The 14,119-nt window shown below is 72.9% G+C and carries 11 protein-coding genes; 4 read left to right on the forward strand and 7 right to left on the reverse strand.

The features are described 5' to 3' along the window. Nucleotides 1-34 precede the first annotated feature (34 nt). Both glmS and ABT345_RS22495 read right to left on the reverse strand, forming a co-directional pair. A complete protein-coding gene (gene glmS, locus ABT345_RS22490) occupies nucleotides 35-1,864 on the reverse strand; it encodes a glutamine--fructose-6-phosphate transaminase (isomerizing) (RefSeq protein WP_345084482.1) in 1,830 nt (609 codons plus the stop codon). Nucleotides 1,865-2,047: 183 nt separating this feature from the next. Continuing rightward, the gene (locus ABT345_RS22495) at nucleotides 2,048-2,347 is read right to left on the reverse strand and encodes a hypothetical protein (RefSeq protein WP_345084479.1); all 300 of its coding nucleotides are present in this window, start codon (nucleotides 2,345-2,347) and stop codon (nucleotides 2,048-2,050) included. 191 nt (nucleotides 2,348-2,538) lie between these two features. Between ABT345_RS22495 and ABT345_RS22500 the strand changes: the two genes are divergently transcribed. Then, complete coding sequence (locus ABT345_RS22500; RefSeq protein ID WP_345084476.1) at nucleotides 2,539-4,134, forward strand: beta-N-acetylhexosaminidase; 1,596 nt, start codon at nucleotides 2,539-2,541, stop codon at nucleotides 4,132-4,134. Nucleotides 4,135-4,202: 68 nt separating this feature from the next. Here ABT345_RS22500 and ABT345_RS22505 read toward each other — a convergent pair whose 3' ends face one another. From ABT345_RS22505 to ABT345_RS22520, 4 genes are read right to left on the reverse strand one after another with little or no spacing between them, the layout of a single operon-like run. Further along, on the reverse strand, nucleotides 4,203-5,360 hold the full coding sequence (locus ABT345_RS22505) for an acyl-CoA dehydrogenase family protein (RefSeq protein ID WP_345084473.1): 1,158 nt from the start codon (nucleotides 5,358-5,360) through the stop codon (nucleotides 4,203-4,205). Nucleotides 5,361-5,365: 5 nt separating this feature from the next. Further along, nucleotides 5,366-6,307, reverse strand: coding sequence for a hydroxymethylglutaryl-CoA lyase (locus tag ABT345_RS22510; RefSeq protein ID WP_345084469.1), 942 nt, complete (start codon nucleotides 6,305-6,307; stop codon nucleotides 5,366-5,368). After that, on the reverse strand, nucleotides 6,304-8,313 hold the full coding sequence (locus ABT345_RS22515; RefSeq protein ID WP_345084466.1) for an ATP-binding protein: 2,010 nt from the start codon (nucleotides 8,311-8,313) through the stop codon (nucleotides 6,304-6,306). The genes ABT345_RS22510 and ABT345_RS22515 overlap by 4 nt, the downstream gene beginning before the upstream one ends. Before the next feature lie 35 nt (nucleotides 8,314-8,348). Continuing rightward, entirely contained in the window at nucleotides 8,349-9,980 is a 1,632-nt protein-coding gene (locus tag ABT345_RS22520) for a carboxyl transferase domain-containing protein (protein ID WP_345084464.1), read from the reverse strand. A gap of 123 nt (nucleotides 9,981-10,103) precedes the next feature. Here ABT345_RS22520 and ABT345_RS22525 point away from each other — a divergent pair, with 123 nt between their 5' ends. The 3 genes from ABT345_RS22525 to ABT345_RS22535 all read left to right on the forward strand — a co-directional run bounded on the left by ABT345_RS22525 (nucleotide 10,104) and on the right by ABT345_RS22535 (nucleotide 13,066). Further along, nucleotides 10,104-10,790: an SACE_7040 family transcriptional regulator gene (locus tag ABT345_RS22525; RefSeq protein WP_345084462.1), complete on the forward strand. Its 687-nt coding sequence runs from the start codon at nucleotides 10,104-10,106 to the stop codon at nucleotides 10,788-10,790. A gap of 79 nt (nucleotides 10,791-10,869) precedes the next feature. Further along, on the forward strand, nucleotides 10,870-12,027 hold the full coding sequence (locus ABT345_RS22530) for an acyl-CoA dehydrogenase family protein (RefSeq protein WP_345084460.1): 1,158 nt from the start codon (nucleotides 10,870-10,872) through the stop codon (nucleotides 12,025-12,027). A 112-nt stretch (nucleotides 12,028-12,139) separates the two neighbouring features. Continuing rightward, a complete protein-coding gene (locus tag ABT345_RS22535; RefSeq protein WP_345084457.1) occupies nucleotides 12,140-13,066 on the forward strand; it encodes an acyl-CoA thioesterase in 927 nt (308 codons plus the stop codon). Between the two features lie 52 nt (nucleotides 13,067-13,118). On the opposite strand, the gene ABT345_RS22540 is transcribed toward ABT345_RS22535, so the two are convergent. Further along, entirely contained in the window at nucleotides 13,119-13,916 is a 798-nt protein-coding gene (locus ABT345_RS22540; RefSeq protein ID WP_345084455.1) for a phosphatase, read from the reverse strand. Nucleotides 13,917-14,119 lie beyond the last annotated feature (203 nt).

The following is a 14,119-nucleotide window of genomic DNA, read 5'->3' on the forward strand; positions in this document are numbered from 1 at the left end:
TGGCACGCACGGAGCCGTCGGCCGCCCCGTCGGACTACTCCACGGTCACGGACTTGGCGAGGTTGCGCGGCTTGTCGATGTCGCGGCCGAGCGCCAGCGCCGTGTGGTGGGCGAGGAGCTGGAGCGGGATGCCCATCAGGATCGGGTCCAGCTCCGGCTCGTTCTTCGGCACCACGATCGTGTGGTCGGCCTTCTCCTGCTCCTGGTGGGCGACGGCGAGGATGCGGCCGCTGCGGGCCTTGATCTCCTCCAGCGCGGCGCGGTTCTTCTCCAGCAGGTCGTCGTCCGGCACGATCGCGACCGTCGGCATCGCCGGCTCGATGAGCGCCAGCGGGCCGTGCTTCAGCTCCGAGGCCGGGTACGCCTCGGCGTGGATGTACGAGACCTCCTTCAGCTTCAGGGACGCCTCGCGGGCCACCGGGTAGCCGCGCACCCGGCCGATGAACATCATCGACTTGGCGTCGGCGTAGAGCGCCGAGAGCTTCTTGATGTCCTCCTCGCCCTTGAGGATCTCGTCGATCTGGCCGGGCAGCTTCCGCAGGCCCTCGATGATCCGCTTGCCGTCCGCGACTGACAGGTCCCGGATCCGGCCCAGGTGCAGGGCGAGCAGGGCGAAGGAGACCACCATGTTGGTGAAGCACTTGGTGGAGACCACGCAGACCTCGGGTCCCGCGTGCACGTAGATGCCGCCGTCGGTCTCCCGGGCGATCGCCGAGCCGACCACGTTGACCAGGCCCAGCACCCGGGCGCCCTTGCGCTTCAGCTCCTGGACGGCGGCCAGCACGTCGTAGGTCTCACCGGACTGGGAGACGGCGACGTAGAGGGTGTCGGGGTCCACGACCGGGTTGCGGTAGCGGAACTCGGAGGCCGGCTCGGCGTCCGAGGGGATGCGGGCCAGCTCCTCGATCATCTGCGCGCCGATCTGACCGGCGTGGTACGAGGTGCCGCAGCCCAGGATCTTCACCCGGCGCACCGCGCGCGCCTCGCGGGCGTCGAGGTTGAGGCCGCCGAGGTGGACGGTGGCGAAGCGGTCGTCGATCCGGCCGCGCAGCGCCCGGTCCACCGCCTCCGCCTGCTCGGAGATCTCCTTGTGCATGTACGTGTCGTGGCCGCCCAGGTCGTACGACTCGGCGGCGTACTCGACGGTCTCCGGCGTCGCCGTCGTGCGCGAGCCCTCGGTGGTGTACGTGCGGTAGTCGTCGGCCTTGAGGGTGGCCATCTCGCCGTCGTCGAGGGTGACGACCTGGCGGGTGTGCGAGACCAGCGCGGCGACGTCGGAGGAGACGAACATCTCGTGCTCGCCGATGCCGAGGACGACCGGGGAGCCGTTGCGGGCGACGACGATGCGGTCGGGGAAGTCGGCGTGCAGCACCGCGATGCCGTAGGTGCCCTCGATGTGCCGCAGCGCCTCGCGGACCTTCCCCTCCAGCGTCTCGGCGGTGGAGCGGCCGACGAGGTGGGCGAGGACCTCGGTGTCGGTCTCGGAGGCGAAGTCCACGCCGTCGGCGGTCAGCTTGGCGCGCAGGTCGGAGGCGTTGTCGATGATGCCGTTGTGGACGACCGCGACCGCGCCGGTGGCGTCCGTGTGCGGGTGCGCGTTCTCGTCGGTCGGCGCGCCGTGGGTGGCCCAGCGGGTGTGGGCGACGCCCGCGGTGCCCTGGAAGCGCTTGGGCAGGCGGGACTCCAGCTCCCGCACCCGGCCCTTGGCCTTGGCGGTCTTCAGGCCGCCGGCGGACTTGCCGGACGCCTTGGCGTGGATGGCGATGCCCGCCGAGTCGTAGCCGCGGTACTCCAGGCGCTGCAGCCCTTCCAGCAGCAGCGGCGCGACATCGCGCTTACCGATGTATCCGACGATTCCGCACATGGGGTGAGCCTCCTGGGTGACGTGGAAAGGGGCCGCGCGGCGCGCGCCGAGTGGCGGTGCCGGTGCGCGACGGCCGCGCGGGTGATGACGTAGGAGCGGACAAACGGAACGGAAAGGTGGTGGGGCATGGGCGGCGGGGTGGCGCCGGCGGGCCGGCGGATGTCTCCGGCGGGCGCGGCGCGGTCAGCCGTAGACCATGCGGCGGAGCTGGCGGGCCGTGAGATCCGGTGGGGTCACGGCGCGGTGCGGCAGTTCCTGCCGGATGCGCTCGAAGATCGCGTCGTTGCGCAACCCCTGGGACTGCAGCTCGCGGTGGCGGCGGCGGACGAACGTCTCCGTCGTCTCGTCGAAGTACGCGAGCACGTCCAGCACCACCCGGGTGGCCTCACCGCGCTGCAGCGGTGTGCTGCGCACCAGGTGGTCCACCAGGTCGTCGTGGGGGGCGGGACGGGTGTCCACGCCGCGGGCAGGGGGTTCGAGCACGGGTCGATACTGCGGGGGAGCGGAGAGTTTCGCAAGGAACCTGCCCGATATCGGGCAAGTTCGTGTCGGAAGCGCCGGAGATTGGCCCATACCTTGACCCGGAAGGGGGCTCGCGGTACGCATGGTGACCGTTCGGTCGCTCCATGCCATGTTCGACATGCCATGCACGATGCTCGCCGAAGGGATCGTCGATGAGACGACGCAGACTCCTGAGTGCCCTGCTGCTGGTGACGGCCGCCGGGTCGGTCACCGCAGCCGCCCCGCCACCGGCCACGGCGCCCGCCGCCACCTCGCTCGACCAGGTCATCCCCGCCCCCGCCGCGGTCCACCCCGGCGGGGATCCGTACACGCTCGGCGACCGGACGACGATCCGGGTGCCGGGCGGCGGCGCCGAGGCCCGGCAGGTCGCCGGATACCTCGCCGGGGTGCTCCGCCCCGCCACCGGCTTCGCGCTGCCCGTCACCACCCGCTCCGGGTCGGACGGCATCGTCCTGCGGCTCGGCGGGCGCGACACCGCGAAGCTCGGCGCCGAGGGGTACCGGCTGGAGTCCGGGCCCCGCTCCGTCACCGTCCGCGCGGCCCGTCCGGCCGGGCTCTTCCACGGCGTGCAGACGCTGCGTCAGCTGCTGCCGCCGTCCGTCGAGCGCCGCACCGAGCAGCCCGGCGCCTGGCGGATCGCCGGCGGCACCGTCACCGACACCCCGCGCTACGGCTACCGCGCCGCGATGCTCGACGTCTCCCGGCACTTCTTCGGCGTCCAGCAGGTCAAGCGGTACATCGACCAGCTCGCGCTCTACAAGATCAACACCCTGCATCTGCATCTCTCCGACGACCAGGGCTGGCGCATCGCGATCGACTCCTGGCCCAAGCTCACCACGCACGGCGGCAGCACCCAGGTCGGCGGCGGGCGCGGCGGCTTCTACACCAAGGCGGACTACCGCGAGATCGTGAAGTACGCCGCGAGCCGCTATCTGACCGTCGTCCCGGAGATCGACATGCCGGGCCACACCAACGCCGCGCTCTCCTCGTACGCCGAGCTGAACTGCGACGGCAAGGCGCCGCCCCTCTACACCGGCACCGACGTCGGCTTCAGCTCGTTCTGTGTGCCGAAGAAGGAGACGTACGACTTCGTCGACGACGTCGTGCGGGAGCTGGCCGCGATGACACCGGGCCGCTATCTCCACATCGGCGGCGACGAGGCGCACTCCACCAGCCACGACGACTACGTCGCCTTCATGGACAAGGTGCAGCCGGTCGTCGCCAAGTACGGCAAGACCGCCATCGGCTGGCACCAGCTGGCCGGCGCGCACCCGGCGAAGAGCGCCGTCGCGCAGTACTGGGGCTACGACGCGACCTCCGCCGACGAGCGGAAGGAGGTCACCGACGCCGCGGCGCACGGCACCCGGCTGATCGTCTCGCCCGCCGACCGCTCGTACCTCGACATGAAGTACGACAAGAACACCCCGCTGGGCCTGGCCTGGGCCGGTTACGTCAGCGTGCAGCGCTCCTACGACTGGGACCCGGCCACCTATCTGCCGGGCGTCCCCAAGGGCGGGGTGCTGGGCGTGGAGGCGCCGCTGTGGACGGAGACGCTGTCGACGCCGGCGCACCTGGAGTACATGGCCTTCCCCCGGCTGCCCGGCATCGCCGAGCTGGGCTGGTCCCCGGCCGCCAGCCACGACTGGGGGCGCTACCGCACCCGGCTCGCCGCCCAGGGCCCGCGCTGGGACGCCATGGGCATCGGCTACTACCGCTCACCGGAGGTGCCCTGGCCGGGTCGGTCGTGAGGTGAGCTGACGGACGTACGGAGGCGGGCGGGCCGGTGAACGGCCCGCCCGCCTCGCCGTGCGGGTGCTCAGCCGACGCCCAGCTCCCGGGCGATCAGCATCCGCTGCACCTCGCTGGTGCCCTCGCCGATCTCCAGGATCTTGGAGTCCCGCCACATCCGGGCGACCGGGTATTCGTTCATGAAGCCGTAGCCGCCGTGGATCTGGGTGGCCTCGCGGGCGTTGGTGACCGCGATCTCCGACGAGTACAGCTTCGCCAGCGCCGCCTCCTTCTTGAACCGCTCACCGCGCACCATCCGGGAGGCGGCGTCCCGCCACGCCAGTCGGGAGGTGTGCGCCCGCATCTCCATGTCGGCGAGCTTGAACTGGATCGCCTGGTTGCTGCCGATCGGCCTGCCGAACGCGTGCCGCTCGCGGGCGTACTTCACCGACTCGTCGACACAGCCCTGCGCCAGGCCCGTGGCGAGCGCCGCGATGGCGATCCGGCCCTCGTCGAGGATGCGCAGGAACTGCGCGTAGCCGCGGCCCTCCTCGCCGACCAGGTTGGCCAGCGGCACCCGGACGTCGGTGAAGGACAGCTCGCGGGTGTCCGAGGCGTTCCAGCCGACCTTGGAGTACGGGGCGGCGACCGTGAAGCCGGGGGTGCCCGACGGGACGATGATCGCGGAGATCTCCGGGCGGCCGTCCGGCTTGCGGCCGGTGACGGCGGTGACGGTGACCAGACCGGTGATGTCCGTACCGGAGTTGGTGATGAAGCACTTGGAGCCGTTGATCACCCAGGAGTCGCCGTCGCGGACCGCGGTGGTGCGGGTGCCGCCCGCGTCGGAGCCGCCGTCCGGCTCGGTCAGCCCGAACGCGCCGAGCATTTCACCGGTGCACAGCTTGGGCAGCCACTCCTGCTTCTGCTCCTCCGTACCGAAGAGGTACAGCGGCATCGCACCGAGCGACACCCCGGCCTCCAGGGTGATCGCCACCGAGGAGTCGACCCGCGCCAGCTCCTCCAGCGCGATGCCCAGCGCCAGGTAGTCGCCGCCCATCCCGCCGTACTCCTCGGGGAACGGCAGCCCGAACAGGCCCATCCGGCCCATCTCACGGACTATCGGGTAGGGGAAGGCGTGCTGCTCGTAGTACTCGCCGATCTGCGGGGCGACGACGTCGTGCGCGAACGCCTCGACCGTGCGCCGGAGTTCTTCCAGCTCGTCGGGGAGACGGTGGTCCAGGGACATGGGTGTCACTCCTTGTGGGAGAGGGCGCGGACGGTACGGGACGGGCTCGGCCGCCCGAGGGCTTCGGCCATCCACACGCTGGTGGCGGTGAGGGCGGCGAGGTCGACGCCGGTGTCGATGCCGAGGCCGTGCAGCATCCACACCAGGTCCTCGGTGGCGAGATTGCCGGTGGCGGACTTCGCGTACGGGCAGCCGCCGAGGCCGCCCGCGGAGGCGTCCACGGTGGTGACGCCGTGCTCCAGCGCCGCCAGGGTGTTGGCCAGCGCCTGTCCGTAGGTGTCGTGGAAGTGCACGCCGATCCGGTCGGTGGCCACGCCCGCGCCGTTCAGCGCGGTCAGCAGCGCCCGGACGTGGCCGGGGGTGGCGACGCCGATGGTGTCGCCCAGGCTGAGTTCGTCGCACCCCATGTCGAGCAGCGCCCGGCACACCCGCACAACCTGCGCGAGCTCCACCGGGCCCTCCCAGGGGTCGCCGAAGCACATCGACAGATAGCCGCGGACCCGCACCCCGGCCTCCTTCGAACGCGCGACGACCGGCGCGAACATCGCCAGCGCCTCGTCGACGGTGCGGTTGAGGTTGGCCTTGGCGAACGACTCGGTGGCGCTGGCGAAGACCGCGACCGACCGCGCCCCCAGCGCGAGCGCGCGGTCCAGCCCGCGGTCGTTGGGGACCAGCACCGGCAGCATCGCCGCGTCGAGGTCCCCGAGCCTGCCGAACAGCTCCTCGGCGTCGGCGAGTTGGGGCACCCAGCGGGGGTGGACGAAGCTGGTCGCCTCGACGACGGGCAGCCCGGCGGCGGCCAGCCGGTGCACGAACTCCGCCTTGACCTCGGTCGGCACGACCGTCTTCTCGTTCTGCAGGCCGTCGCGGGCGCCGACCTCGTGGATGCGTACGCGCGCGGGCAGCCCCTGCGCGGGCACCGTCATGGGCAGTTGGGATGCGGTCATGACGCCTGCTCCTCTTCGCTGTCGGGCGAGGGCTCCTCGTCGTGCGGGTCGACCACGGCCAGCACCTGGTCCATGGCGACGGTCGCGCCGGGCGTGACATCGAGGGCGGTGACGGTCCCGGCGTGCGGGGCGGCGATGACGTGCTCCATCTTCATCGCCTCCACCACCAGCAGGCCCTGCCCCGCCTGCACCTCCTCGCCCACGGCGACCTTGACGACGGTGACGGTGCCGGGCATCGGCGCGGTCAGCGCGTCGGCGCCGTGCCCGCCGGCCGCGCCCAGCAGCGCCGCCGCCACCGGATCGTGGTCGGCGACATGCCAGGAGTCGCCGTCGCGGCCCAGCCAGTCGCCCGCTCGGTGGAAGGTGTGCAGCACGCCGTCGACGGTGACCCGCACGGCGTCTTCCGTCACCTCGGCGCCGCCCGTGCCGGGCGCCACGTCGTGGGCGACCGGCTCCTGGCCGGGCAGCTTCAGCCAGTGCCGCACCGGCGCCGCCGCGCCGCCCAGCCGGAAGCCGCTCGGCACGCCGAACGGGTCGCTCCAGCCCCCGTCCGCCGAGGGCTCCAGCGCCGCCTGCCGGACCGCCGCGGCCGCCGCGTACACCTCGTCCGGCACACCCTCCGGCAGCAGCGCGGCGGCCTCCCGCTCGACCAGCCCGGTGTCCATCTCGCCGCTCACCACGTCCGGGTGGGCCAGCAGCCGGCGCAGGAACCCGGCGTTGGTGGTGACGCCGAGCGTGACCGTCTCCGCGAGCGCCGCCCGCAGGGTGCGCAGCGCCGTCGCCCGGTCCGGGCCGTACGCGATGACCTTGGAGAGCATCGGGTCGTACCGGCTGCCGACCTCCGCGTCCTGCAGGAGGCCGGAATCGGTGCGGACCGCGCCTCCCTGTGCCTCGCGCAGCAGGTGGACGGTGCCGCCGGTGGGCAGAAAGTCGCGGGCCGGGTCCTCGGCGCAGATCCGGGCCTCGACGGCGTGCCCGGTGAAGCCGATGTCGTCCTGGGCGAAGGGGAGTTCCTCGCCCGCGGCGATGCGCAGCTGCCACTCGACGAGGTCGAGGCCGCGCCGCCCGCCGATGCTCACGGCCAGCTCGGTGACCGGGTGCTCGACCTGGAGGCGGGTGTTCATCTCCATGAAGTAGTGGGCCGAGGGGTCCTTGCCCGGGACGATGAACTCGACGGTTCCGGCGCCGCGGTAGCCGCAGGAGCGGGCCGCGCGGACCGCCGCCTCGCCCATCGCGGCGCGGGTCGCCTCGTCCAGCAGCACCGACGGCGCCTCCTCGATCACCTTCTGGTGGCGCCGCTGGAGGGAGCACTCGCGCTCGCCGAGGTGGACGACGTTGCCGTGGCCGTCGGCGAGTACCTGGATCTCGATGTGCCGGGGCCGGTCGATCCACCGCTCGACCAGCAGCGTGTCGTCCCCGAAGGAGCCGCGGGCCTCGCGGCGGGCGGCGGCGATCTCCTCGCCGAGCAGCGCGGCGTCCCGCACCAGCCGCATGCCCTTGCCGCCGCCGCCCGCCGACGGCTTGAGCAGCACGGGCATGCCGATCTCGCGGGCGGCGGCGGCCAGTTCGGCGTCGCTCAGGCCGCTGCCGGAGGAGCCGGGGACGACCGGCACCCCGGCCGCGCGGACCGTCTCCTTGGCGCGGATCTTGTCGCCCATCAGCTCGATGGCGGCGGCGGGCGGGCCGAGGAAGACCAGCCCGGCGTCCGCGCAGGCGGCGGCGAACGCCGCGTTCTCGGCGAGGAAGCCGTAGCCGGGGTGGACGGCCTGCGCGCCGGTGCGGGCGGCCGCCGCCAGCAGCCGTTCGGCGGACAGATAGCTCTCGGCGGCGGGCGCGGGCCCGATCCGTACGGCGGTGTCGGCCTCCCGCACGTGCCGGGCGCCGGCGTCCGCGTCGCTGAAGACGGCGACGGAACGGATGCCGAGGGCGCGCAGGGTGCGGATGACGCGGACCGCGATCTCGCCGCGGTTGGCGACCAGCACGGTGTCGAACATGGTGGTGGGCATGGCCTTCGAAGTCCCTCTCGTGTGCGGCACGTCGCTCACATCCGGAAGACGCCGTAGCCGGGCGCCGCGGCGTCCCGGGCGGGCAGCGGGGCATTGGCGCAGGCGGTCAGCGCCAGGCCCAGCACCTGGCGGGTCTCCAGCGGGTCGATCACGCCGTCGTCCCACAGCCGGGCGCTCGCGTAGTAGGCGTTGCCCTGGGTCTCGTACTGCGCGCGGATCGGGTCCTTGAAGGCGTTCTCCTCGTCGGCGCTCCACTCCTCGCCGCGCGCCTCCATCTGGTCGCGCTTGACGGTCGCGAGGACGGACGCGGCCTGCTCGCCGCCCATCACCGAGATCTTGGCGTTCGGCCACATCCACAGGAAGCGCGGCGAGTACGCCCGGCCGCACATCGAGTAGTTCCCGGCGCCGTACGAGCCGCCGATGACGACGGTCAGCTTGGGCACCCGGGTGCAGGCGACGGCGGTGACCATCTTCGCGCCGTGCTTGGCGATGCCGCCGGCCTCGTACTGCCGCCCGACCATGAAGCCGGAGATGTTCTGCAGGAAGACCAGCGGGATGCCGCGCTGGTCGCACAGCTCGATGAAGTGGGCGCCCTTCTGGGCGGACTCGGAGAAGAGGATGCCGTTGTTGGCGACGATCCCGACCGGGTGCCCGTGCAGGTGGGCGAAGCCGGTGACCAGCGTCTGGCCGTACTCCGCCTTGAACTCCGAGAACCGCGAGCCGTCGACGAGCCGGGCGATGACCTCGCGGACGTCGTAGGGCGTCCGGGAGTCGGTGGGCACCATGCCGTACAGCCCGGCCGGATCGGCCTTCGGCTCCTCGACGGGCCGCACCGACCAGGGCAGCGGCGGGCGGTCGCCGAGCGTGCCGACGAGGGTGCGGACGATCCGCAGGGCGTGCGCGTCGTCCTCGGCGAGGTGGTCGGTGACGCCGGAGGTCTTCGCGTGCACCTCGCCGCCGCCCAGCTCCTCGGCGGTGACCACCTCGCCGGTGGCGGCCTTCACCAGCGGCGGGCCGCCGAGGAAGATCGTGCCCTGGTTCCGCACGATCACCGCCTCGTCGCTCATCGCCGGGACGTAGGCGCCGCCGGCGGTGCAGGAGCCGAGGACGGCGGCGATCTGCGGGATGCCGGCGCCGGACATCCGCGCCTGGTTGTAGAAGATCCGCCCGAAGTGCTCGCGGTCGGGGAAGACCTCGTCCTGCATCGGCAGGAACGCACCGCCGGAGTCGACGAGATACAGGCACGGCAGCCGGTTCTCCAGCGCGATCTCCTGCGCCCGCAGATGTTTCTTGACCGTCATCGGGTAGTACGTGCCGCCCTTGACGGTGGCGTCGTTGGCGACGATCAAGCTCTCGCGGCCGGAGACCCGGCCGATGCCGGCGATCACCCCGGCGGCCGGGGCGGCGCCGTCGTACATCCCGTCGGCGGCCAGCGGCGCGATCTCCAGGAACGGCGAGCCGGGATCGAGCAGGGCGTCCACCCGCTCCCGGGGCAGCAGCTTGCCGCGGGCGGTGTGCCGGGCCCGGGCGCGCTCGCCGCCACCCAGCCGGGCCGCCGCCAGCTTCTCCCGCAGCTCGGCGGTGAGCGCGCGGTGCGCGGCCTCGTTGGCCCGCCAGGAGTCGGACGCCGGGTCGGCGGCGCTCCCCAGCACCGGTGCCTGCTCCATCAGTACGCGCTCCCTTGTTCGGTCGCCGCGGTCCGCCCGCGCGGGCGGACGCACGGTTAATGGCCGTTAACGTCGCTCCGTTCAGGTTAACGACCACTAACCCGACTGTCTACAATTGCGCCCATGAGCAATGCGCCCGCCCCCGCCCCGACCAGCCGCCGTGAGCAGATCCTCAAGGAGGCGGCCCGGCTCTTCGCCGAGCGCGGCTTCCACGGCGTCGGCGTCGACGAGATAGGGGCCGCGGTCGGCATCTCCGGTCCCGGGCTCTACCGCCACTTCGCGGGCAAGGACGCGATGCTCGCCGAGCTGCTGGTCGGCATCAGCGAGCGGCTGCTGGACGGCGGCCGGATGCGGATCGCCGAGGGCGGCGAGAGCCCCGAGGCGGTGCTGGACGCGCTGATCGACGGGCACATCGACTTCGCGCTGGACGACCGCCCGCTGATCACCGTCCACGACCGGGAGCTGGACCGGCTGCGCGAGGCGGACCGCAAGCGGGTGCGGCGCCTGCAGCGCGAGTACGTCGAGCTGTGGGTGACGGTCGTCCGCGAGGTGCACCCGGACCCGTCCGAGGCGGAGGCGCGCGCCGCCGTGCACGCGGTCTTCGGCCTCCTCAACTCCACCCCGCACCTGGGCCGCCCCGGCGTGCCGGGCCGCACCGAGATGGCCGGATTGCTGCGGCGGCTGGCGCTCGGCGCGTTCGGGGCGATGGCGGACGGGGCGATGGCGGACGGGGCGATGGCGGACGGTACGGCGGCGGACGGCGCGGCGGCGGACGGCGCGGGCGCCGCCGGGGTCGCGTCCGCCGGGTGAGCGGTCCCTGGACAGGGTGTAGACCGGCCGGTAGCTTTCGCTGAGCAAGCGCTTAGGTAGACATCCGGAGGAGGCGGCCGTGCGTCGCACAGTGTTCAACGAGGACCACGAGGCGTTCCGCGAGACGATCCGCGCCTTCATCGAGGCCGAGGTCGTGCCGGTCTACGACCAGTGGATCGAGGCCGGAGCCGCCCCCCGCGACTTCTACCGCAAGCTGGGCGAGCTGGGCGTCTTCGGCATCGAGGTCCCCGAGGAGTACGGCGGCGCCGGCGAGAGCAGCTTCAAGTTCAACGCCGTGATCACCGAGGAGTGCGCCCGCGCCGGCGTCAGCTTCGGCGGCTCCAGCGTCCACACCGCGCTCTGCCTGCCCTACCTCCTCGCCTACGCCACCGAGGAGCAGAAGCAGCGCTGGCTGCCGCCGTTCGTCTCCGGCGACATGATGACCGCCATCGCCATGACCGAGCCCGGCACCGGCTCCGACCTGGCCGGCATGAAGACCACCGCCAAGCTCTCCGCCGACGGCAGCCACTACGTCCTCAACGGCGCCAAGACCTTCATCACCGGCGGCGTCCTCGCCGACCGCGTCATCGTCTGCGCCCGCACCGCGCCCCCGTCGCCCGAGGACCGCCGCGCCGGCATCACCCTGCTCGTCGTCGACACCACCTCCGAGGGCTACGCCGTCGGCCGCAAGCTCGACAAGCTCGGCCTGAAGACCTCCGACACCGCCGAACTCTCCTTCACCGACGTCAAGGTGCCCGTCGCCGACCGCCTCGGCGAGGAGGGCAAGGCCTTCTCCTACCTCGGCCAGAACCTCCCGCAGGAGCGCCTGGGCATCGCCGTCGGCGCCTACGCCCAGGCCGCGGCGGCGGTGCGGTTCGCCAAGGAGTACGTGCAGCAGCGCGAGGTCTTCGGCAAGTCCGTCGCCTCCTTCCAGAACACCAAGTTCGTCCTCGCCGACTGCAAGTCCGAGGTGGACGCGATGGAGGCGGTCGTCGACCGCGCGCTGGACGCGCACGACGCCGGGGAGCTGACCGCCGCCGACGCCGCCTCCGCCAAGCTCTTCACCACCGAGCGCGCCGCCGTCGTCATCGACAAGTGCCTCCAGCTGCACGGCGGCTACGGCTACATGCAGGAGTACCCGATCTCCCGCCTCTACGCCGACACCCGCGTCAGCCGCATCTACGGCGGCACCAGCGAGGTCATGCGCTCCATCATCGCCAAGTCGATGGGCCTGTGACCGCGGCCCCACCCCGGCAGCACCTCTGAGACGGCGTACGGACCCGGCACCTCCGCTTCACGCGGGCCCGGGTCCGTACGCCGTACCGCACCGACCGAAAGCGCCGCATGCCGTGAACGACGCCCTCAAGGACCTGCTCGTCCTGCTCGACCTGGAGCGGATCGAGCAGGACATCTTCCGCGGCGCCAGCCGGGATTCGCTGGTGCCCCGGGTCTTCGGCGGGCAGGTCGCGGCCCAGGCGCTGGTCGCGGCGGGCCGCACCGTCCCGGCCGACCGGCCGCCGCACTCCCTGCACGCCTACTTCCTGCGGCCCGGCGACCCCGGCGCGCCGATCGTCTACACGGTCGACCGGATCCGCGACGGCCGCTCCTTCACCACCCGCCGGGTCGTCGCCGTCCAGCACGGCCAGCCGATCTTCCATCTCTCGGCCTCCTTCCAGGCGCACGAGGAGGGCCTGGAGCACCAGGAGCCGATGCCGAAGGCGCCCGATCCGCACTCGCTGCCGACCGCCGCCGAGACGCTGCCCCGCTACGCCGGACACTTCGCCGACCCGGACGTCACCCGGCGGCTGCTGCGCGCCCGCGCCGCCATCGACCTGCGCTACGTCGACGCGCCCCCGTACGCGACACCGGGGGAGGCGCGCGAGCCGCGCTCGCAGGTGTGGTTCCGCACCAACGGCTCGCTGGCGGACCTGCCGGTCGCCGAGGGCTCCGGCGTACCCGCCGACGACGCACCGCCGGCCCGCCCGCTGCTCGACATCTGCCTGGTCACCTACGTCTCCGACATGACCCTGCTGGACTCGGTGCTGCTCGCGCACGGCCGCGGCGGCTGGGCGGTCGGCGACGTGGTCGGCGCCAGCCTGGATCACGCCATGTGGTTCCACCGCCCGCTGCGCGCCGACGACTGGCTGCTCTACGACCAGGAGTCCCCCACGGCCCAGGGCGGCCGAGGGCTGGGCCGGGGCCGGATCTTCACCGCCGACGGGCAGTTGGTGGTCTCCGTCATCCAGGAGGGCGTGATCCGGGCGCTCCGCGGCTGAGGGGCCCGGGCGGGCCGGGGGCGTCGGCCGGCCCGGCCCGTTCCGGCGCGGCTCAGAGCAGTCCGGCGGCCTTGAGGAGGTAGGCGGTCAGCGGGTCGTAGTGGCGCGGGCTGCGGACGTGGTCGTCCAGCGGGATCGTGACCCGCAGCGTGCCCTCGGCCTCGGCGAGGAAGAGCGCCGGGTCGTTGCAGTCGGCGAAGCCCACCGCGTCGATCCCGCGCTGTGCGGCGCATCCGGCCCAGCCGTGGTCGGCCATCACCAGATCGGGCAGCGGGCGGCCGGCCCGCTCCAGCCCGTCCAGGATCGCGGCCATCGGCGCGGGGGAGTGGGTGTGCCACAGCGTCGCCCCGCGCTCCAGCATCGCCACCTCGCCGAACTGGAACACCATGCCGTCGTCGGCCTGGAGCCCGTCCGGCACCACGACGATCTCGCAGCCCCGGGCCCGCAGCGCCTCCGCGGTCGCCCGGTGCACGTCCAGCAGCCCGCCCGGGTGCCCGGTGGCGAACAGCACCCGCTGCCGCCCCGCGGCCGCCTTGTGCAGCACGGCCGCCGCCCGGTCCAGCGCGTCCACCGTCAGCTCGGGGTCGATGGTGTCCTGCCCGCTGCGGTGGTGCGGGTCGTCGCTCACCCCGCACCGCTCCGCCATCACGGCCAGCACGTCCTGCTCATCCGTCCACCGGTCGCCCAGTTCGAGGCCGAACCAGTAGTGGCGGTCGCCGTTGGCGAGCCGGCGGTAGTGGGAGAGGTTGTTCTCCCGAGGTGTGGCGACGTCACCGGCGATCCGGGTCCGTACGAGATGGTCGACGAGTTCGGCACGGGTGGGGACGGCGTCCACGGTGGGTATCGGCATGGCGCCATTGTGCCCGCCGCGGCCGGCCAGGGGCCGGGAGTCCGGGGTTCCGGGGGTCTGCGGGGAGGCCCTCCGGGGCGGGGGCCGTGGTGCGCCGGTATTCGGTGCGGCAGGGGCAGGGGCAGGGGCAGGGGCAGGGGCAGGGGCAGGGGTAGAGGTGGAGGCAGCGGTGGGCGGCGTGTAGCACGAGTGGGGAGGAGGGC

Origin of the sequence: Streptomyces sp. NPDC000404, assembly GCF_040300365.1 — a bacterium.
Classification (GTDB): domain Bacteria; phylum Actinomycetota; class Actinomycetes; order Streptomycetales; family Streptomycetaceae; genus Streptomyces; species Streptomyces ramulosus.